Consider the following 19,068-nt stretch of genomic DNA (forward strand, 5'->3'; position numbering starts at 1 on the left):
AAAACGCCCCGCGCCGTAGAGAACGCGAAGTTATGACGGGGCGGGCTATACGCGGCGGGGCGTTTTGCGAACGGTGAGCATTGTCGCGTGGGCGAACCGGGTAGAGCGCAAACCCGCTCAGTGGTACAGGCAGGCCTGGATCTTCGCGTCGTTGATGTTCTTCTTGTCGTACCAGTAGAAGCCGGTGTCGACGAACTTCGGCAGATCCTTGCCCTTGATGGCCTTCAACGCCGAGGACACGACAAGGGCGCCCATCTTTTGCGGGTCCTGAGTGATCGATCCGGCCAGCACGCCCTTCTTGATGGCATCGATCTGAGCTTGTCCGGAATCGAATCCGACGGCCTTCAGCCCCTTCTTGCCGCTTTCGGTAATACCCTTGGCGACGCCCTCCGCCGATGCCTCGTTGGATCCGTAGATTCCCGCAAGATCGTGGTTCGAGGCAATGATGGACTTCGTGATGTTTGCGGCCTTGCGCAAGTCGCTGTTGGTGTATTGCGGCGTGAGCATTTTGACGTCGGGTGCGTTCTTCTTCATCCAGTCCATGAATCCGTCGCGGCGATCGACGCCGGACTTGCTGGTCTGATCGTGAATGACCAACCCGATGGTGCCCTTGTTGCCAATCAGCTTGGCCAGATGTTTGGCATCCGCAGCGGCTGCCGCCTTGTTGTCGGTGGCGGCCGTCGTGACCGGCACGTCCGAGTCGACTCCCGAATCGAAGGCGATGACGGGGATCTTGTCGTTCTTGGCCTGCTGCATGAGCGGCGCGGCGGCCTTGCTGTCCAATGCCGCGAATCCCAGTGCGTCCGGCTTCTTGGCCAGCGCATTGGTCAACATCGTGACCTGCTGCTCGACGTCCGACTCCGTATCGGGGCCGACGAAGGTGATCCGCGCGCCCGACTTCTTCGCCTGCTTTTCGGCCCCCTTCTTCACGGCCTGCCAGTATTCCTGTGAAAAGCCCTTCGACACGATGGCGATATAGGGCTTCTTGCTGCCGGACGCGTCGTCCGACCCGCCGCGATTACAGGCTGCCAGCAATGACGCTGCCGAAACCGCTCCGGCCGCGCCGATCAACTGTCGACGGTTCATTTTCATGGTGTTCTCTTTTCTCTCACGGTGCTTCATTGGACGAGGAGGGCTGGATTGGACGGCGACGAACCGGCCACTGCGCAATCAGCTATGAGGCGGCTCGCTTGCGGCGAAGGTTGTCCGTGTAAACGGCGGCCAGAATCACAAGGCCCAGCACGACGTTCTGCCATTGCTGCGGCACCGAGATGATCTGCAGTCCGTTGTTGATCATGGACATGATCAGCGCGCCGATGACGGTACCGACAATCGACCCCTTGCCGCCGAACAGCGACGTGCCGCCAATGACGACCGCCGCAATGGCCTGCAATTCGTAACCTTGGCCGAGAGCGGGCTGCGCCGAGCCGAGCCGAGCCGAGATCATCACGCCGGCAAGGCCGATGAACAGCCCGGCGAACGTGTAGATCATGATCTTCCACTTGGTCACGTTGATGCCCGAGATCGCCGTGGCATCCTCGTTGCTGCCGATCGAGTACGTATACCGGCCGAGCACCGTCTTGTTGAGGACGATGGCGCTGATGATGGCGACGACCGCCAGGATGATGACGGCGTTGGGGAAGTGGACCCCCGGAATCAGCTCGCCTGTCGAGATCCCCGCGTAGTCGGGCACCTTGGTGAAGTAGATCGGCGTACTGTGCGAAATGACGAGAGCAAGCCCTTGGGCCACCAGCATCATGGCAAGAGTCGCGATGAACGGCGGGATCTTCAAGATTGCCACGTTGATCCCGTTGATGAGTCCGATCAGCCCGCCGAACAAGATCGCCAGGACGACGCCGAGAAGCAGCGGCAAGCCCCATTGCTGCAAGAAGACTCCGGACATGACGGCGCACAGCGACATGCCGGTTCCGATCGACAGATCAATGCCGGCCGAGATGATCACGAACGTGGTGCCAATGGCCAGAGTGCCGATCACGACAGTTGAAAACAGGATCGACGTGAAGTTGCTGAACGTGACGAAGTCCGGGCTCAAAATCGCGAAGAAGATGTAGATCACTATCAAGCCGGCAAACGCCAGCAGCTGGTTCAGCTGGGCCTTCAGCCCGAGACGTCTGGACTGCTTGTCCGGCGCCGGGGTCTCGGTGGGGGCTGGAGCGGTCATGAGTTGTCTGCTTTCTCGTCGGTAGCGCCGGACGCCGGTCCGGCGGCGGACTGAGTGGTCAAGCCGAGTTCGGCGGCGTCCTGAGTATTTTCATCGGGCCGGAGCGTCGCATAATGCATGATCGTCTCGCTGGTCGCCTCGCCGGCGTCGACGATGCCGGTGATACGTCCTTCGCTCATGACGACCACGCGGTGCGACATCCGCAGCACTTCCGGCAGCTCCGAAGAGATCATGATGATGGATTTGCCGGCTTGCGCCAGTTCGTTGAGCAGACCGTAGATCTCTTCTTTCGCTCCCACGTCGATCCCGCGGGTGGGCTCGTCGAAGATGAGGATGTCGCAATCCTTGATCAGCCATTTCGCGATGACGACCTTTTGCTGATTGCCGCCGGACAGGAACTTCGCGGTCTGCCCAGTCGACGGCGTCTTCACTTTCATGGTGTCGACGTATTCGGACGCCTTGGCCTGGATGGACTTCGACCTCATCAACCCCCACGTCGAGAACAGCTCGGTGACGGCACTGAGCACCATGTTCTCGCCGACGCTCCGCTCGAGCAGCAATCCGTACCGTTTGCGGTCTTCGGACAAATACCCGATCCGGAGTTTGGCCGCGTCGGCCGGGTTGCGGATTGTCACGGGCTTGCCCCGCAAGGTGATGGTCCCCGCGCTGCGCTTGTCCGCTCCCACGATGGCCCGCGCGACCTCGGTGCGGCCGGCGCCCATGAGTCCGGCGAAGCCGAGGATTTCGCCCTCGCGCAGGTCGAAGGACACGTTTCGCAGCAGATCGCGTGTTTCCAGACCGTCGACAGTCAAGAGGACGTCGCGGTCCGAGCGCACGTTCTCGGGGGCCGCGTCGGTCGTGAGCTCGCGGCCGACCATCAGGTTGATGACCTCGGTCATCGAGGTGGAGGCGGTGTCGAGCGTGTCGATATATTTGCCGTCGCGGATGACCGTGACGCGGTCGGTGATCTGCTTGATTTCGTCCATCCGGTGCGAGATGTAGACGACGCCGGTGGTCGGCTGGATGAACCGGCGAATCAGGTCGTGCAGCGCCCCGACCTCGGCCTCGTTGAGCGCCGCGGTCGGCTCGTCCATGATCAACACGCGCGCTTCGAAGCTCAGCGCCTTGGCGATTTCCACCATCTGTTGTTTGGCGACAGTCAACTCGGACACCGTCGTCCGCGGATTCAGCGGCAACCCGAGGCGGTCGATCAGCTCGCCGGCGCGAGTGTTCAGCGCCCGCTCGCTGTTGAAGATACCGGCGCGGTGCGGCTCGCGGCCGACGAAGATGTTTTGCGCGACGGTCAGGTCGGGAATCAGGTTGAATTCCTGATGGATGATCGCGATGCCGAGTTCTTGCGCGTGCTTGGGCCCGGTCGCCAGCAGCGGCTCGCCGTTCAAGAAGAATTCGCCGGAATCCACTGGGTAAATGCCCGACAGCACCTTCATGAGCGTGGACTTGCCTGCGCCGTTTTCGCCGACGAGCGCCAACACTTCACCGGGGTGGAGAGCCAGGTGCATGTTCGACAACGCCTTGACGCCGGGGAACGACTTGCTCACGTCGCGCACTTCCAGCAGCGGCGTGACCGCCCCGGGGGTCTCGGTCATGAGGCAGTCCCTTCTCGTAACGGTGGGGCACTGTCGCCGGCCGGGTCCACCAGGCCCTTGCGAAGCAGGACGTTGCCGTACTGCCGCGTCTCGCCGGTGCGCACGATGACCGAGGAACCGGCTGCGGTCTCGTAGAAGTCGAACCTGTCGGTAAATCGGACGTGTTCGGCATCGACTCCCGCAACTCGCATGAGTTCTTGCTGCACGACCAGGACGTCACCGGACGCCGACGCCATCAGATCGAGCGCGGGTGCGTCGTCCAGCGGGATGACTGTGCGAACGGCCGCCAGCATGTCGGGCGACCCAACTGCGGGGAAGTCGAGAACCGTGCCGGCGTTTTCGGCCGCGATCCGGGCGGCAGGAAAATGCGCGTCCGCGATCACGACGGAATCGGAGTGTCCGAGTCGATCGAGACACCAAAGGAGCCGCCCGGTCAGCAGCGGATGAATACCTGTCAACATGCGGACTCCTCCCCATTAAGGACGCCGGGATAACGATTTCTGCTCATTGTAAGCGCCCAGGTTCCCTGCGACAATACTTCGCCGTGTCGAGTCGGTAGATTCGTGCTGCCGTGCCGCCGAGGAGCAGCGCCGCGTCGCTCGCCGGAAGCCGGTGAATCAGCTCGGACATCACGTGCCACGTGGGTGCGTAGCCGCCGTCCGGCACCACCATCGGCCAATCGCCGCCGTACATCAGCCGGCGCGGACCGAACGCCTCGAGCGCCGCGCTCCACGTATCGTCCAACGCGCCGACGTCGAACGGCGTCCCGGGCATGCGCAGCCCCGAGACCTTGGCTGCGACGTTCGGCAGCGCGGCCGCCCGGCTGATCGACCGGTGCCACGCACCGAAATCCTCGCTGCCGCGGGGCGGTTTGCCCAGGTGGTCGATGACGATTGTCAGATCGGGCAGCGCGGCGGCCAGATCGGCTGCGGCATCCAGATGCCGCGGCCACGCATCGGGCACATCGAACGTCAGGTCGCGCCCGGCCAGCATCGCCAGCGACTCGCGAACGGCTGGAAGGGCGAGAAAATCGTCGCGCGGGTCATTGTGCACGAGATGTCGGACGCCGACCAGTCGCCGGTTCTCGGCGAGGCGGTCGAGCGCACCGGCCGCGGCGGGCGGATCGTCGAGCGGGATCCATCCGACCACTCCGGCGACCCACGGGTGCTCGGCCGCCACGGTCAAGAGATGGTCGGTCTCCGCCATGGTGTCGTCGGCTTGGACGAGAACCGCGGCATCGAAGCCCGCCGCGTCGAGTTCGCCCTTTGCCTGTTCCGGCGTGAACGACGCGTACAGCTCGCCGTGCTCGGGAGTGAGCCACGGGTAGGCGGGCCGCCCGTCGACCGGCCCGCGGGGGAGGTCCCACACGTGCAGGTGCGCATCGATGCGCACGGATGGCCCGGGGCGCGGCGTCATGACTCGGCGTCCGCGCTCGCGGGAATCAGTCCCTCGCGGAACAAGGCCGACCAGAACTCGTCGGGGACGGCGGCGTCCATCCGAGCGGCGTTCTGGTGCATTTGTTCGGGATTGCGGGCACCGGCCACAACGGTCGTCACGACCGGATCGCGTAGGGAGAACTGGAGCGCGGCAGTGGGCACGTCGACGTCGAACTCGGCGCAAATCGCCGCAATCCGGCGGGTCCGCTCGAGCACGTCCGGGGGAGTGGCGCCGTAGTCGAACCGCGCGTCCGCGGGCTGTGCGTTCGTGGCCAGCAGGCCGGAGTTGAACACCGCGGCGTTGACGACGCCGATCCCGCGGCTGCGGCATTCGGGAAGTACCTCGTGGGCGGCCGGTTGATCGGCAAGCGTGTACCGGCCGGCGACCATCAGCAGGTCGATCGCGTCGGTCCGGGCCGCTTCGAGCAGCGTGCCGGTGGTCATCGACCCGACGCCGATTGCACGCACCAGGCCTTGGTCGCGCAATTCCGCAAGTGCTCGGACGCCGCGCGGTACAGCGCCGTCAATGCCGCTGCGTTCGGGATCGTGCAGGTACACCACGTCGATGCGGTCGATGCCGAGACGTTCCAGCGATGCGTCGATACTGGCGCGGATGCCGGCAGGGCTCAGATCGAACACGCGCCGCTGGTCGGCGGGCACGGCGAAGTCGTTGGCCGTGTCGAGGGTCCCGGCGCCGTCCGGATTGGGCACCAGCAGGCGACCGGCCTTGGTGGACAGGACGAATTGATCGCGCGGCTTGGTCTGCAGAAACGCTCCGAGCCGCCGTTCGGACAGCCCGAGACCGTAATGCGGGGCGGTGTCGAAATAGCGCACGCCGGATTCCCACGCGGCGTCCAGAACCTTCCAGGCCTCATCGTCGGTGAGAGCTCGGTAGAGATTGCCCACATTCGCCGCGCCGTAGCCCAGCCGGCCGAAGTCGATCGGGCCCGTGTCGATCATGGCTGTGTCGATCATGCGATGCCGTCCGGGCGGAAGGTGTAGGCGTCAATGCTGTCGGGCAGCATTTCCGTGCCGGCGCCGGGAGCGGTCGGTGTGACGTAATTACCGTTCTCGATGCGGACCGGCGTGACGAAGTGTTCGTGCAAATGGTCGACATATTCGATCATGCGGCCGTCGAGCTGCCCCGACACCGCCACATAGTCGAACATCGACAGGTGCTGGACCGCCTCGCAAAGTCCGACCCCGCCGGCATGCGGACAGACGCGGACGCCGAACTTCGCAGCCAGCAGCAGTGCGGCGATGTTCTCGTTGATGCCTGCCACCCGGGCAGAATCGATCTGCATCACCTGCAGCGCGTCGGCTTGCAGAAACTGCTTGAACATCACTCGGTTCGACATGTGTTCGCCGGTGGCGACCGGGACGGGCGCGATGCCGCGGGCGATGGCGGCGTGGCCCAGCACGTCGTCCGGACTTGTCGGCTCTTCGACCCAGGCCAGGTCGAACTCGGCGAGCCCGTTGATCCACTCGATGGCCTGGCCGACGTCCCACCGTTGATTTGCGTCCACGGCAATTCGGATGTCGGGGCCGACCGCCTCGCGCGCCAGCCTTAAACGTCGGTTGTCTTCGTCCGGATCGTTGCCGACCTTCAGTTTGATTTGGGTGAAGCCGGCAGCGACGGCTTCCCGGGACAAACGGGTGAGTTTGGCGTCGTCGTAACCGAGCCACCCCGGCGTCGTCGTGTAAGCGGGATAGCCGGAATCGAGTAGGGCGGCTTCGCGCTCGGAGCGGCCCGGCTGCGCGCGCTTCAGGATCGCCAGCGCGTCGTCCGGAGTCAAAGCGTCGGTCAGGTAGCGGAAGTCGACGAGCGACACTATCTCTTCGGGGCTCATCCCTGCCAATAACTGCCAGAGCGGCTGCCCGGCACGTTTGGCCTTGAGATCCCAGAGCGCGTTGACGACGGCCCCGATGGCCATGTGCATGACGCCTTTTTCCGGGCCGAGCCAGCGGAGCGGAGAGTCGTAGACGAAGCCGCGCCAGGTGGCCCCCATGTCCGCCAGGACCTCTTCGGCGTTCCGGCCGACAAGGCGGTCGGCCAGTGCCTCGATCGCGGCGGCCTGTACATCGTTGCCGCGGCCGATGGTGAAAGTGAAGCCGTGGCCCGTCAGGCCGTCAACGGCATCGGTGCGGATCCGCACGTACGCGGCCGAGTAATCGGGGTCGGTATTCATGGCGTCCGAGCCGTCGAGCGACTTCGACGTCGGAAACCGCACGTCGGTGGTTTCCAGCGCGATTATCGTGCTCACAGCTCATCCTCCGGGTTGATGGGTCTACCGCACCGAGCTTAAAGATCGGATGTCTAAGCTGTCAATAGCGGCTCCCCGCAAAACGCGGCGGCGCGTCGGGAACGCGCCGTTCCGACGGGGCGGGCTATACGTTGTGGCGCGTCTTGCGGGTCGATTCCGGCGATAGGCTTGGCACATGCGGGAAGAAACTCTGTGGGAATCGCAAAAGCGGCGGAATCCGGGACATTCGGCGTGGTACATCCAACGTTTCGAGATGATGCGAGAACGCGGCGACGATCTGGACGGCGAGGCCCGGTTGATTGATGCGCTGGCCGCACGCCGCAGCCGGATTCTGGACGCCGGATGCGGGCCGGGCCGAGTCGGCGGCGAGCTGGCGCGCCGCGGGCACGACGTCGTCGGCGTCGACGTCGATCCGGAACTCATCGAGGCGGCCGAGCGTGATTACCCGCGGGCCCGTTGGATTCTCGGCGACCTCACCGAATTGAACCTTGCGGCCGAGGGGATCGAGGGCAAAATCGACGTGATCGTTTGTGCCGGTCAGGTCATGACGTTCGTTGCGCCCGGAACCGCTCCCGAGGTGTTGTCCCGATTTGCCGGCCATCTGGCGCCGGACGGTCGGGCCGTCATCGGATTCGGCACCGGCCGCGGGTACGACTTCGGCGAATTCCTGCAGGACGCCGACGAAGCCGGGCTGGTCTTGCAGTACCGGTTCTCGACCTGGGATTTGCGCCCGTTCGACGACTCGTCCGACTTCTTGGTTGCCGTTTTCGGCGCCGCTTGAGTCGGTCGGCGAATCCGCGGACGGTTGACGCGGGCCGGCCCGGGGGCACGACGCGCGCCTGTGCCGTGATCCCGGGCCGACTTCTTCTCGGCCGGCCGTTTTGGGGGGAGCCGGCCGAGAGCTTATGGGCGGCTAGCCCAGCGCTACCTTGACGGACGAGCTGAACAGGGCGCCGCTGAACTCGATGTACTTCGGCGTGATGGTCTTCGGCACGTCGAACACGATGGTGCCGTTGACCGTATTGCCCGGGTTGATGTCTTCGAGGAAACTATTGGACTCGTCCAGATAGATACCCGCCTCGTCGTCGGCGCTGTATTCCTTGCCCGCCTTGTCGAACAGCTTTTGCTCGCTTCCCATGAACATCTCCGACGAGTCCCCGACGTTCGTCACCTTCACGGACACCAGGACGAACTGCCCCTGCGCTTTTTCGCCCAGGTACGAATCACCGACCCTGGACACACCCTTTTGCACTTTCGTGACGGTGAACTTGAAATGACCGCTCGTGACCGAGTCGCCGATCTGCGCCATCGCGGGGGCCTTCTTTTTGGCTGCCGGTTTCTTGGCTGCCGGTTTGTTTCCCGCAGCGTCGTGAGCGGCGGCATTCGCGTCGTCGTTTTGGTGCGCCGAGGATGACGTATCGGCCGAACCGGCCGCCTGATCCGAGCCGCCGCCGAAGCAACTGGCCATGATGCTCACCACAATGACGGCGAGAATCCAGAACCACACGCGTTGATACCACTTCTTCTTGGGCTTCGGCGGCGGATACCCGGCCGGCGGGTACTGCCCTTGCCAATAACCGCCCGGGCCGCCGGGGTACTGTCCGGGCGGCGGCCCCTGCGGCGGCGGCCCCTGCGGCGGCGGGCCCTGCGGCGGCGGCCCCTGCGGCGGCGGGCCCTGGTAGCCCTGCGGCGGCTGCGCGCTTTGCTCGATGCCGGCTTGGTTGTTTGACCTGTGTCCCATGACGATCCCCGATCTCGGTAGCAATGAACTGATGACCCCAGTCCATCGCCGCGGGGCCCATCGCCACATCGCCCGATCGGTCAGACTCGGCACGCCGATCGGGGGACCCCTGTCACCACCGGGCGAGCCTGTCGGGCGAGGTGCCGTGTCGGTGCTCGCGGATACGCTTCACGACGTGAAGATGAACGATGGGCGCCCGGCTCGCACGCCGGCACAGCGCGTGACGGCGTGGGGGCTGAAGTGCCTCTGGATCGCCGGCACGCTCTGCGTGGCGTGGCTGTGCACAGCTTCGGCGATGTTCAGCCTGTACGCGCTGCCGATCGCCTTCCAAGGGGCCTATGACGATCCGCAGTCCGTCATCACGAATACCGGCATGCTGCTGTTCATGCTGGCGTTAGCGTGCGATGTCACGCTGTTCTGGCGACGGCGAGTCCCGTGGCTTCCCGTTGCCGCCGGCCTGCTGCTGACCGTCGTCTTGCAAATGGACGCCTTGCTCGCCCTGGTCGGCGTCGCCTCCTTTGTCGGCCGACGGCGCGGAAAAGGAACAATGCTCTGGACGGCGGCGGCAATAGGTGCCGCGGCTTGGGCCGGCATCCGCGACGGACTCCGGCCGGCCGACCACTCCGCAACGTCGCTCATTCTCGACCTGGGCGATGAGACAGGTGCACAGCCGCAGCAATTCATCGTTGCAATCGTCGTGACGGCGGTTGCGATCGGCGCCGCCGTGGCCTACGGGCTGATCCGCCGGTCCCGACGCGAAGTGAAGGTCGCTGAGCAGCGCACGCTCGGCGAAAAGCGTCGCGGCGACTCGCTCTCGACGACAGTGGCGCGCCAAGACGAACGCGAAATGCTGGCCCAAGAGGTCCACGATGCGCTGGCGCACCGGCTGTCGCTGATATCGCTGCAATCCCAATCTCTGAAAGTCCTGGCGAAATCGGCCGATCCGGCAGTGGCGGCTGCGGCGACCGCGCTCCAGAGCAATGCACACAAATCGCTCGACGATCTGCGGAACCTCATCGGCGTGCTCCGCGAACCCGCCGCCGAGTCGCCGCGCCCACACGCCGAAGTGCCGCTGCCGCCCGGCGTCGGCCTCACCGACCTGCAGGAACTTGTCGAGACATCCCGGCGCGCCGGCATGACCATCAACTCATCGATACTGCTGTCCGACACGGCCGGCGCCAGCCCACTTCTCGACAAGGCCGCCTATCGCGTCGTCCAGGAGGCTCTCACCAATGTGCAGAAGCATTCGCCGTCGTCACCGGTTTGGCTTTGGGTACGCGCGGAAGCCGGCAACGGCGTGCTGATCCGAGTGGTCAACCCGATCGGCGCCGTTGGCCCGCTCGACGCGACCGGCTGCGGCGCCGGCGTGGTCGGTATGCGCGAACGCGCGGCAATGCTGGGAGGTACCACCGATATCGGCCCGGACGGCCACGGAAGCTTTCTCGTCGACGTCCACCTGCCATGGCACCAGGAGAGCGAGACCGCCGGCCGCCCGGTCGGTGCCGCCTGATCATTTCCGGCATTGTCAGTGCCGGCGGATAGCGTCATGATCATGACAATCATCGACGACGCTCCGGCAGACGTTCGCAGACCAACTCACGTCGCCGCTCCGGCCCGCACAACGCGGATCATGCTGGTGGACGACGACGCCATGGTGCGTACCGGAGTGCGCACCATCCTCGAACAATCGGATCGGTTGAGCGTGGTCGCGGAGGCTTCGGACGGCGACGAAGTCGTCCAATCCGTGTTCGCGCACCGACCGGACGTCATTTTCATGGACCTGCACATGAAGCGCATGGGTGGGCTCGACGCAATCCGGGCCCTGGCCACCGTGCCGGCCGCGCCGAAGGTCATTGCGCTGACAAGTTTCGACCTCGATGCGTACGTCTTCCAAGCGCTTGAGGTCGGAGCCGTCGGGTTCTTGCTGAAGGACTCCACCGCCGACGAACTGATCGGGGCCGTCGACGTCGTCTTGGCCGGCAACTCGATCTTGTCGCCGCGTTCGACAGCGCACTTGGTGCGGCACTTCGCGCACGGCACCGCGCAGGCCGAACGCGCCGAGGCGTTTGCTGCATGCCGGCTGCTCACCGAGCGCGAACGCGACGTCGCGGTACTGGTCGCCGCCGGCTTGTCGAATGCCGAGATCGGCGATCGGCTCTTTTGCAGCGCGGCCACCGTCAAGACACATCTGACCAAGGCCATGGCGAAGCTGGACGCCGGCAGCAGGGTTCAGGTCGCGCTAGTCATGCAAAAGGCCGGTCTCGTCTAGGTCGAGCCGCCCTATTCGCCGGTGGCGGCGTGCAGCGTCACGCCGGCCAGTGATTCCGGCGTCAGCAGAGCGTCCACTTCGCGGCTTGTCAACAATTCCTTGTCCAATACGAGCTCGATGACTCCCCGGCCGGTGGCGAGCGCTTCCTTGGCGATCGACGTCGCGGCTTCGTAACCGATCTTCGGGCTGAGCGCCGTGACGAGGCCTATCGATTCCGACACTCGCTTGCGCAACATTTCCTGGTTCGCCGTGATGCCGTCCACGCATTTCTGGGCAAGGATCGTGCTGCCGGACGCGAGATGATCCAGGCCGGCAAACAGCTCCTTGGCGATGATCGGCTCGAACGCGTTCAACTGCAGCTGACCGCCTTCGGCAGCCAAGGTGATCGTCACGTCGTTGCCGATCACCTCGAAGGCGATCTGGTTGACGGCCTCCGGGATCACGGGATTGACCTTGCCCGGCATGATGCTCGAACCGGCCTGCCGTGCCGGCAGGTTGATCTCGTTCAGTCCGGCTTGCGGGCCGGAGGACAACAGACGCAGATCGTTGCACGTCTTCGACAGCTTGGTGGCGATGCGCTTGAGGATGCCCGAGAGTTGCACGAACACGCCGACGTCCTGCGTGGCCTCGACCAGGTTCGGTGCCGAGGACAGTGTGGACACTCCGCTGATCGTGCGTAGCGCGCCGACAGCTTCTTCGCGGTAATCGGGATGTGCGTTGAGCCCCGTGCCGATCGCCGTGCCCCCGAGGTTGAGCTCGTGCAGGAGTTGCCGCGCCTCTTCCAGTCGGGCCTGGTCCTCGCCGAGCGTGACGGCGAAAGCGGAGAATTCCTGTCCCAATGTCATTGGCACGGCATCCTGCAACTGCGTCCGGCCCATTGTCAGCACGTCGGAGAACTCGCGCGCCTTGGCCTCAAACGATTCGCGGAGCGTGTCGAGTGCGCCCTGCAGATTCACGACGTACCCGTCGACGGCGAGTTTGATGGCCGTCGGATAGACGTCGTTCGTGCTTTGGCCGAGATTGACGTCCTGCAACGGGTGCAAATACCGGTACTCGCCGCGTTCATGGCCGAGCAATTCCAGCGCGCGGTTGGCGATCACCTCGTTCGCGTTCATATTCGTCGACGTGCCGGCCCCGCCCTGGATCATGTCCACAACGAACTGGTCGTGCAGTTTGCCGCTGCGGATCTCCTCGCAGGCGGTAACTATGGCATCGGCCTTGTCGACGTCGAGCACCCCGATCTTCCGATTGGCCTGCGCGGCGGCCTGTTTGACGGCGGCCAACGCGATCACGAACACCGGGTAGGCCGATAGCGGGATCCGGCTGATCGTGAAGTTGTCCACCGCCCGAGCCGTGTGCACACCGTAGTACGCGTCGACCGGAACCGGCAGTTCTCCGAGCAGATCGTGCTCCGTCCTGGACGGAGTTGGATCGGATGCCATCATAATGTCCTCTCATACGGGGATCGAGCCGCTCTGACCAACCTATCGCGCCCGAAATCGCCGGCGAAGCCGGTTGTTAGCCTTGACTGGTGGACGCGGCATCCGGCAACATCGTGGCGCGCCGGGCCGACTCGTTCGTCCGGGTGGGCGCGTTCGTTGGCTTGTGCATATTCATGCGCCTGCCCGTCGTCGGCGTGGCCCCGATCATCGATGTCATCCAACGCGACCTGGGCTTCTCGTCGGCCGCCGCGGGCCTACTCACCAGCATCCCGGTGTTGTGCTTTGCCGCGTTCACGCCTGTTGCGTCGGCGATCCTGGCCCGGGCCGGCATCAACGCCGGCGTGATCATGTGCTTGATTGCCATCATCGTCGGCTCCGGGATCCGCTCGGTCAGCGCCACCAGCGCGGTTCTGATCGGAACCGTCATCCTCGGATGTGCGCTGGCAATCGCCAACGTCGCGGTGCCGACGCTGGTGGCCCGCGACTACCGACACCGTGCATCGATGATGACCGGTCTGCAAACTGCCGGCACCAACCTCGGATCGATGGCGGTGTCGGCGCTGATCGCGCCGACGGCGGCGCTGCTCGGATGGCAGCTCGGCTTGTTCAGCTGGTCGGCTGCGGCAATCTTTGCCTTGGCGCTGTGGTTGATTGCGTTGACCAAGCCGTTCCGTCGCAGCGCCCTGTCCCGGGTAGAGCCATCCACCGCAACGTCGAGCGTGCCGCGAATCGACGAATCCGGTCGCGGACGGCTGCAACGCCTCTTCCGCAGCCCATTAGCCGTGACCCTGGCGGTCGCGTTCGCGTGCCACAATTTCGCCTATTACGCCGTGACGGCGTGGCTGCCGGTGTTGCTCATCGACGCCCAAGGCAGGTCGGCCTCCACGGCCGGCTGGTACTCCAGCCTGTTCCAGGCGCTGGGAGTCGCCGGCACCTTCGCCGTGCCGGTGTTGACCGGGTGGCGGCGTTGGCCGGCATCCCGATTGCTGATCGTCGTGGCCTCGTGCTGGGTCTTGCTGCCGCTGGGCCTTCTGACGGTTCCGGCGCTGTCGGTGGTGTGGATCATTGCCGGCGGCGTGGCGCAGGGCGGAACTTTCACCTTGATCACGGTGGTGATCATTACGCGTTCGGTCACCATGTCCGAAAGTCGGCGGCTGACGGCGTTCGTGCAGACGATCGGCTACGGAACGGCGTCCGTCGGGCCCGTCCTGCTGGGCGGCATCCACGACGCGGCAGGCAACTGGGTGGTGCCGTTCCTGGTTGTCCTGGCGGCGACTATCGGAGTCGGCGCGGCAGGACTTTACGCCACGAAGACGCGCGCCGAGGCCCGCTGACCTCCCCGCCGGGAGTGGAGTTGTTGTCGCCTCCGGGCCCGAAAAACCGACAACTACTCCACACTCGACGAGACTGCGGGCAAGCCGAGTCGCTCGGTGGGGACCCGAAAGGTCTCTCGGGCCGTGGCGGCCGCGACCGCGGACAGCAAGCAGACCCCGGCCGTCAGCCACGCGATCGGCCCCCAATGAGCGGCGTCGCCACCGGTCAACCACGACCCGATGGCCGGGCTGAATCCGGCCATCAGAAGACCGAGCATGAGGCAGATCGCCATTCCGGTATAGCGACGTTGCACCGGGAACAATTCCGGAAAGTATGCCGGGTAGACGGCGTTAGGCATGGCGTAAAAGATGCCGTTCATCAAGATGCCGGCACCGTAGATGACCGGCCAGTTCCCGGTGGCGATTCCGCCGAAGAACGCGAAGACGGACGCACCGCACCCCACACAGCCCACGATGAACACCGGCTTGCGGCCGACTCGGTCGGACAGGTAGGCAAAGGCCGGTTGCGTCACGACCGTGATGAGATTGACCACGCCGATCATGATCAGCATGTCGGATTCATCCAGCTTGACCACGCCGACGGCGAACGACAGCGCAAAAACGGTGAACACCGTGCTCACCATGGTGAACAGCGCGCAAATCGTGACCCGGATGACGTTTGCCCAGTCGTGGATCAGCAGGTCCACCACCGGCATCCGAGCCGTCTGCCCCTCGTCCTTGATCTCTTCGAAGACCTCGGCATCGCTGAGCTTGCGGCGCACAAAGTAAGCGACGAACGTGATCACGGCGCTGAGCAGAAACGGAATGCGCCATCCCCACGACAAGAGAACGTCGTCCGGCAGCTTACTGATCGGCACGAACACGGCGCTGGAGATCACTATCCCGAATTGGACGCCGGAAAGCGTGAAACTCGTGAAGAACGCGCGCAGGCGCTCCGGGGCGTGCTCGACCGTCAGCGAGCTCGAGCCGGGTGATTCGCCGCCTGCCGAGAGACCCTGGATGAGCCTGAGCACGACCAGCAGGATGGGCGCTGCCACGCCGATCTGACCGTACGTCGGCAAGCAGCCGATCAGGAAGGTCGAACCGCCCATCATCACGAGCGTCAGAACGAGGACGTCACGGCGGCTCAATTTGTCGCCCAGATGGCCCCAGAGGACGGCGCCGAACGGTCGGGCCACGTAGGCGACGCCCAATGTGGCCAGAGAGATCAGCGCGCTGACGGTCCCGGTGTCCGGGAAGAACAATTTGTCGAAGAACAGCGCTGCGGCCGAGCCGTAGATGAAGAAGTCGTAGTATTCCAGCGTGCTGCCCAGGAACCCCGCTATCGCGGCGCGTCTGGCTTTGTGGCTGGGGGACGTCTCGGCCATGAATACGCACTATACCGCCCCGCCGAGAGTGGAGTTGTTGTCGCCTCTGGGCCCGAAAAACCGACAACTACTCCACTCTCGGCTAAAGGGACGGCTACAAATATGGCTGGACGAGTTCGACAAAGCGTCGGGTCATGGTCGCCACGACTTCTTCAGCGGGCGCTGCCCACACGTCGGCATTGAATATCTCGACTTCAATGTCGCCCTCGTAGCCCGCGCGAGCCACGGCCCTGGTCAGGTTGCTGAAGTCGATGTGGCCGTCGCCCATCATGCCGCGGGCCAGTAGTGCGTCGGCCGGCAGCGGAGTGATCCAGTCACACACTTGGTACGACGCGATACGTTTGCCGGCACGAAGGATCTGCTCCTCCACATCGGGTTCCCACCAGACGTGGAACGTGTCGACGACGACGCCGACGTCGTCCCCGGTCGCTTCGGCGATATCGAGGGCCTGGGAGAGCGTCGAGATGACGCCGCGGTCGGCTGCGTAGATGGGATTCATCGGCTCGATCGCGAGCGTGACGCCATGATCGCGGGCGTACGGCGCGAGCCGTTCGAGCGCCGCCGTCACCTCTTCGCGGGCGGCGCGCAGGTCGCGGCTTCCCGCCGGGAGTCCGCCCGGCACGAGCACGAGAGCCGGAGCTCCGAGCGCGGCGGCCTCGTCGATCGCCGCGATATTCGATTCATGGGCCTCGTCCGCTCGGGCGGGGTCGGTGAAGAACCCTCCGCGGCACAGCGACGACACGCGCACTTCGGCGGCATCGAGCCATTCGCGAACGGCTTGGATCCCCGCCTCGGCCACCGGCTCTCGCCACAACCCGATCGACGACAATCCGGCGCTGCGGCACCCGGCGATCGCATCGGCGACCGACCAGTCGGCCGTCGTCCGCTGGTTGAGGGAAAGCCGGGCGAGCCGCGGATCGCCCGGCGCCGGAGTCGGCACGGTTGCGGGTTCGCCGCTCGGTACGTCCCGCGCGGTCATGACCGCACACCGTACGTGTCGAGCAGCGCGGTCATCCGCGCCGCGGCAAGATCGGGGTCGGGTATCAGGCCGGCGCCGTCCGCGAGCCGGAGGATGTGCGCAAGATGCGGAAGGCTGCGAGCCCACTGCAATCCGCCGACCATCGTGAATGCCGGCTGCCGGCCCGTGATCCAGGACATGAACGCGATCCCCGTCTTGTAGTAGTAGGTCGGCTCCGCGAAGATATGCCGAGAGAGCGCGAGCGTCGGATCCAGAATGCGGCTGAATTCGTCGGCGTCGCCGTCGTCGAGCGCCGTGAGGGCCGCCGAGGCGGCCGGCGCGATGGCGGCGAACGCTCCAAGCAAGGCGTCGGAGTGGTGGGTGCCGTCACCGCGGATCAACTCGGGATAGTTGAAATCGTCGCCGGTGTAGAGCCGGACGCCGTCCGGAAGCTTCGCGCGCAACTGCTTTTCGTGCTCGGCGGAGAGCAGCGACACCTTGACCCCGTCGACCTTGTCCGACCGGCTGCGGACGAGGTCGAGAAAGGTCTCGGTCGCGGCCGCGACATCGGTCGAGCCCCAGTAGCCGCGCAATTGCGGGTCGAAGACGTCGCCGAGCCAGTGCAGGATCACCGGCGCGTCGACATCGCTCAGCAGCGAGTCGTAGACGCGCAGGTAATCGTCCGGGGCGTTGGCGACGGACGCGAGCTGTCTCGAAGCCATCAGGATCACGCGGGAACCGACGCCCTGCACGAACTCGAGCTGTTCGCGGTAGGCGGCCGTGACGGCGTCCGTCGACTCCTGCGCTCCGACGTGGTCGGTGCCGACCCCGGAGAAAATCCGTCCGCCGAGGGCGCGCGCCTGGTCGGTACTGCGGCGGATCAATTCCTGCGTCGCGGGCCAGTCGAGGCCCATATTTCGCTGCGCGGTGTCCATCGCCTCCGCGACGCCGAATCCGTAGTCGAAGAGGTGTCGCCGGAATGCCAGCGTCGCGTCCCAGTCGACGACCGCCGGCTTGCCCGGCGTGTTGTCGGCGAGCGGATTGGCGACGACGTGGGCCGCTGCGTACACCTCCCGCGACCGGTACGGCTCGGGGTGGGCCGGCCAGTTGCGCGGCTCGCCGAGTTCGATGCGTTCGACGGTGCCGTGCGATGTCGGCAGATCGAGCTTACTCATCGTTGGCGCTCCCGGAGCCGTCGCGGGGGAGTTCGACACGCCGTCCGGTCTCGGACGAGCGCAGCCCGGCGTCCACGAGTTGCAGTCCGCGAACTCCCGCGGCGAAGTCGTAGCGATGCGGTCTGCCGGCGAGCACGTCGCGCAAGTACTCCTCCCACTGGGCACGGAATCCGTTGCCGAATTCCTGGTTGTCCGGGATTTGTTCCCATTGGCTCCGGAAGTCCTCGGCGGTTGGCACGTCGGGGTTCCACGACGGCTTCGGCGTGCGCTCCCGCGGCTGGATGCGGCAGCCGAAAAGTCCCGCGACGGCGGAGCCGCGGGTACCGTCGACCTGGAATTCGACCAACTCGCCGCGATCCACGCGAACCGCCCAGGACGAGTTGATCTGCGCGATGATGTCGCCGTCCAGCTCGAAGATGCCGTACGCGGCGTCGTCCGCGGTGGCCGTGTAGCGTTCGCCACTCTCGTCCCAGCGCTCCGGAATGTGCGTGACGGCCTTGGCCGTGACGGCGCGCACCCGCCCGAACAGATTCTCCATCACGTAGTTCCAGTGGCAGAACATGTCCAAGACCATGCCGCCGCCGTCTTCCTTGCGGTAATTCCAACTGGGACGCTGCGCTTGCTGCAGGTCGCCTTCGAAGACCCAGTAGCCGAATTCGCCGCGCACCGACAGGATGCGGCCGAAGAACCCGGAGTCGATGAGACGGCGGAGCTTGAGCAGACCGGGCAGGAAGAGCTTGTCGTGGACGACGCCGCCGATGGTGCCGGCATTTTCGGCCGCATCGACGAGCGCGAGACCGTCGGCGACGGATTCGGCGATCGGCTTTTCCGTGTAGACGTGTTTGCCTGCGGCGATCGCCTTCAAAATGGCTTTCGTGCGTTCGGAGGTGACCTGGGCGTCGAAGTAGATCCGTGCGGTGTCGTCTGCGAGTGCGGCGTCCAAATCCGTCGTGTATTCGGAGATCCCGTGCTTCCGGGCGAGGTCGGCGAGTTTGGCCGCACTGCGTCCGACGAGCACGGGCTCGACCTGCTGCCGGGTGCCGTCGGCGCGCAGCAGTCCGCCGTCGTCCCGGATCGCGAGGATCGAACGCAAGAGATGCTGCCGGTAGCCCATCCGCCCGGTGACGCCGTTCATGATGATTCGGATCGGCCCGTTCGGGTCGATGGTCGGGGTGGAGCTCATGAATTCCTCCGATCGGTCGGCCCACGGCATCGTTGACGACGGCTCGCGACCCGAGTGTTAACATTGGGAATACGCTTTCCAATAAGATAAACAGCACAGCAAGCCGCCGT

Annotated in this window: 17 protein-coding genes; 4 read left to right on the plus strand and 13 right to left on the minus strand. The window is 65.2% G+C overall.

Annotation, left to right across the window (positions count from 1 at the left end; translation table 11 throughout):
• Positions 1–117: 117 nt before the first annotated feature.
• The 7 genes from BJY26_RS04990 to BJY26_RS05020 all read right to left on the minus strand — a co-directional run bounded on the left by BJY26_RS04990 (position 118) and on the right by BJY26_RS05020 (position 7,489).
• Positions 118–1,092, minus strand: a complete 975-nt coding sequence (locus tag BJY26_RS04990) for an ABC transporter substrate-binding protein (RefSeq protein WP_179426209.1) — start codon at positions 1,090–1,092, stop codon at positions 118–120.
• Between the two features lie 82 nt (positions 1,093–1,174).
• Positions 1,175–2,182, minus strand: a complete 1,008-nt coding sequence (locus BJY26_RS04995) for an ABC transporter permease (protein ID WP_179426210.1) — start codon at positions 2,180–2,182, stop codon at positions 1,175–1,177.
• Complete coding sequence (locus BJY26_RS05000) at positions 2,179–3,789, minus strand: sugar ABC transporter ATP-binding protein (protein ID WP_179426212.1); 1,611 nt, start codon at positions 3,787–3,789, stop codon at positions 2,179–2,181. Before BJY26_RS05000 ends, BJY26_RS04995 begins: the two co-directional genes overlap by 4 nt.
• A complete protein-coding gene (locus BJY26_RS05005; protein WP_179426214.1) occupies positions 3,786–4,250 on the minus strand; it encodes an RbsD/FucU family protein in 465 nt (154 codons plus the stop codon). Before BJY26_RS05005 ends, BJY26_RS05000 begins: the two co-directional genes overlap by 4 nt.
• 43 nt (positions 4,251–4,293) lie before the next feature.
• Positions 4,294–5,205 carry an amidohydrolase family protein gene (locus tag BJY26_RS05010; RefSeq protein ID WP_179426216.1) on the minus strand — a complete coding sequence of 304 codons (912 nt, stop codon included), beginning with the start codon at positions 5,203–5,205 and terminating at the stop codon, positions 4,294–4,296.
• Positions 5,202–6,200: an aldo/keto reductase gene (locus BJY26_RS05015; protein WP_237249094.1), complete on the minus strand. Its 999-nt coding sequence runs from the start codon at positions 6,198–6,200 to the stop codon at positions 5,202–5,204. Before BJY26_RS05015 ends, BJY26_RS05010 begins: the two co-directional genes overlap by 4 nt.
• Positions 6,197–7,489: an L-fuconate dehydratase gene (locus BJY26_RS05020; protein ID WP_179426218.1), complete on the minus strand. Its 1,293-nt coding sequence runs from the start codon at positions 7,487–7,489 to the stop codon at positions 6,197–6,199. The genes BJY26_RS05015 and BJY26_RS05020 overlap by 4 nt, the downstream gene beginning before the upstream one ends.
• A 175-nt stretch (positions 7,490–7,664) precedes the next feature.
• On the opposite strand from BJY26_RS05020, the gene BJY26_RS05025 reads away from it, so the two are divergent.
• Complete coding sequence (locus tag BJY26_RS05025; RefSeq protein WP_179426220.1) at positions 7,665–8,270, plus strand: class I SAM-dependent methyltransferase; 606 nt, start codon at positions 7,665–7,667, stop codon at positions 8,268–8,270.
• A 132-nt stretch (positions 8,271–8,402) separates the two neighbouring features.
• On the opposite strand, the gene BJY26_RS05030 is transcribed toward BJY26_RS05025, so the two are convergent.
• Positions 8,403–9,230: a DUF4352 domain-containing protein gene (locus BJY26_RS05030; RefSeq protein ID WP_179426222.1), complete on the minus strand. Its 828-nt coding sequence runs from the start codon at positions 9,228–9,230 to the stop codon at positions 8,403–8,405.
• Between the two features lie 181 nt (positions 9,231–9,411).
• On the opposite strand from BJY26_RS05030, the gene BJY26_RS05035 reads away from it, so the two are divergent.
• Positions 9,412–10,740 (plus strand): sensor histidine kinase, encoded by a 1,329-nt coding sequence (locus tag BJY26_RS05035; protein WP_237249108.1) that lies wholly within the window; start codon positions 9,412–9,414, stop codon positions 10,738–10,740.
• Between the two features lie 42 nt (positions 10,741–10,782).
• Complete coding sequence (locus BJY26_RS05040; RefSeq protein WP_218852258.1) at positions 10,783–11,499, plus strand: response regulator; 717 nt, start codon at positions 10,783–10,785, stop codon at positions 11,497–11,499.
• An 11-nt stretch (positions 11,500–11,510) separates the two neighbouring features.
• Here BJY26_RS05040 and BJY26_RS05045 read toward each other — a convergent pair whose 3' ends face one another.
• Positions 11,511–12,944 (minus strand): aspartate ammonia-lyase, encoded by a 1,434-nt coding sequence (locus tag BJY26_RS05045; RefSeq protein ID WP_179426226.1) that lies wholly within the window; start codon positions 12,942–12,944, stop codon positions 11,511–11,513.
• 86 nt (positions 12,945–13,030) lie between these two features.
• Here BJY26_RS05045 and BJY26_RS05050 point away from each other — a divergent pair, with 86 nt between their 5' ends.
• Positions 13,031–14,275 (plus strand): MFS transporter, encoded by a 1,245-nt coding sequence (locus BJY26_RS05050; protein ID WP_179426228.1) that lies wholly within the window; start codon positions 13,031–13,033, stop codon positions 14,273–14,275.
• Positions 14,276–14,328: 53 nt separating this feature from the next.
• Here BJY26_RS05050 and BJY26_RS05055 read toward each other — a convergent pair whose 3' ends face one another.
• From BJY26_RS05055 to BJY26_RS05070, 4 genes are all read right to left on the minus strand, one after another.
• The gene (locus BJY26_RS05055; protein WP_179426230.1) at positions 14,329–15,642 is read right to left on the minus strand and encodes an MFS transporter; all 1,314 of its coding nucleotides are present in this window, start codon (positions 15,640–15,642) and stop codon (positions 14,329–14,331) included.
• A 94-nt stretch (positions 15,643–15,736) separates the two neighbouring features.
• Positions 15,737–16,621, minus strand: coding sequence for a sugar phosphate isomerase/epimerase family protein (locus BJY26_RS05060; protein WP_179426232.1), 885 nt, complete (start codon positions 16,619–16,621; stop codon positions 15,737–15,739).
• Positions 16,618–17,775 (minus strand): dihydrodipicolinate synthase family protein, encoded by a 1,158-nt coding sequence (locus BJY26_RS05065; protein ID WP_179426235.1) that lies wholly within the window; start codon positions 17,773–17,775, stop codon positions 16,618–16,620. Before BJY26_RS05065 ends, BJY26_RS05060 begins: the two co-directional genes overlap by 4 nt.
• Positions 17,768–18,958, minus strand: coding sequence for a Gfo/Idh/MocA family protein (locus BJY26_RS05070; RefSeq protein WP_218852259.1), 1,191 nt, complete (start codon positions 18,956–18,958; stop codon positions 17,768–17,770). Before BJY26_RS05070 ends, BJY26_RS05065 begins: the two co-directional genes overlap by 8 nt.
• Between the last annotated feature and the right edge of the window lie 110 nt (positions 18,959–19,068).

Origin of the sequence: Spelaeicoccus albus, assembly GCF_013409065.1 — a bacterium.
Taxonomy (GTDB): domain Bacteria; phylum Actinomycetota; class Actinomycetes; order Actinomycetales; family Brevibacteriaceae; genus Spelaeicoccus; species Spelaeicoccus albus.

Coding starts and splice junctions, on each gene's coding strand:
- BJY26_RS04990 (WP_179426209.1), bottom strand. CDS start 1,092: ATGAAAATGAACCGTCGACAGTTGATCGGCGCGGCCGGAGCGGTTTCG.
- BJY26_RS04995 (WP_179426210.1), bottom strand. CDS start 2,182: ATGACCGCTCCAGCCCCCACCGAGACCCCGGCGCCGGACAAGCAGTCC.
- BJY26_RS05000 (WP_179426212.1), bottom strand. CDS start 3,789: ATGACCGAGACCCCCGGGGCGGTCACGCCGCTGCTGGAAGTGCGCGAC.
- BJY26_RS05005 (WP_179426214.1), bottom strand. CDS start 4,250: ATGTTGACAGGTATTCATCCGCTGCTGACCGGGCGGCTCCTTTGGTGT.
- BJY26_RS05010 (WP_179426216.1), bottom strand. CDS start 5,205: ATGACGCCGCGCCCCGGGCCATCCGTGCGCATCGATGCGCACCTGCAC.
- BJY26_RS05015 (WP_237249094.1), bottom strand. CDS start 6,200: ATGATCGACACAGCCATGATCGACACGGGCCCGATCGACTTCGGCCGG.
- BJY26_RS05025 (WP_179426220.1), top strand. CDS start 7,665: ATGCGGGAAGAAACTCTGTGGGAATCGCAAAAGCGGCGGAATCCGGGA.
- BJY26_RS05030 (WP_179426222.1), bottom strand. CDS start 9,230: ATGGGACACAGGTCAAACAACCAAGCCGGCATCGAGCAAAGCGCGCAG.
- BJY26_RS05035 (WP_237249108.1), top strand. CDS start 9,412: ATGAACGATGGGCGCCCGGCTCGCACGCCGGCACAGCGCGTGACGGCG.
- BJY26_RS05040 (WP_218852258.1), top strand. CDS start 10,783: ATGACAATCATCGACGACGCTCCGGCAGACGTTCGCAGACCAACTCAC.
- BJY26_RS05045 (WP_179426226.1), bottom strand. CDS start 12,944: ATGATGGCATCCGATCCAACTCCGTCCAGGACGGAGCACGATCTGCTC.
- BJY26_RS05055 (WP_179426230.1), bottom strand. CDS start 15,642: ATGGCCGAGACGTCCCCCAGCCACAAAGCCAGACGCGCCGCGATAGCG.
- BJY26_RS05060 (WP_179426232.1), bottom strand. CDS start 16,621: ATGACCGCGCGGGACGTACCGAGCGGCGAACCCGCAACCGTGCCGACT.
- BJY26_RS05065 (WP_179426235.1), bottom strand. CDS start 17,775: ATGAGTAAGCTCGATCTGCCGACATCGCACGGCACCGTCGAACGCATC.
- BJY26_RS05070 (WP_218852259.1), bottom strand. CDS start 18,958: ATGAGCTCCACCCCGACCATCGACCCGAACGGGCCGATCCGAATCATC.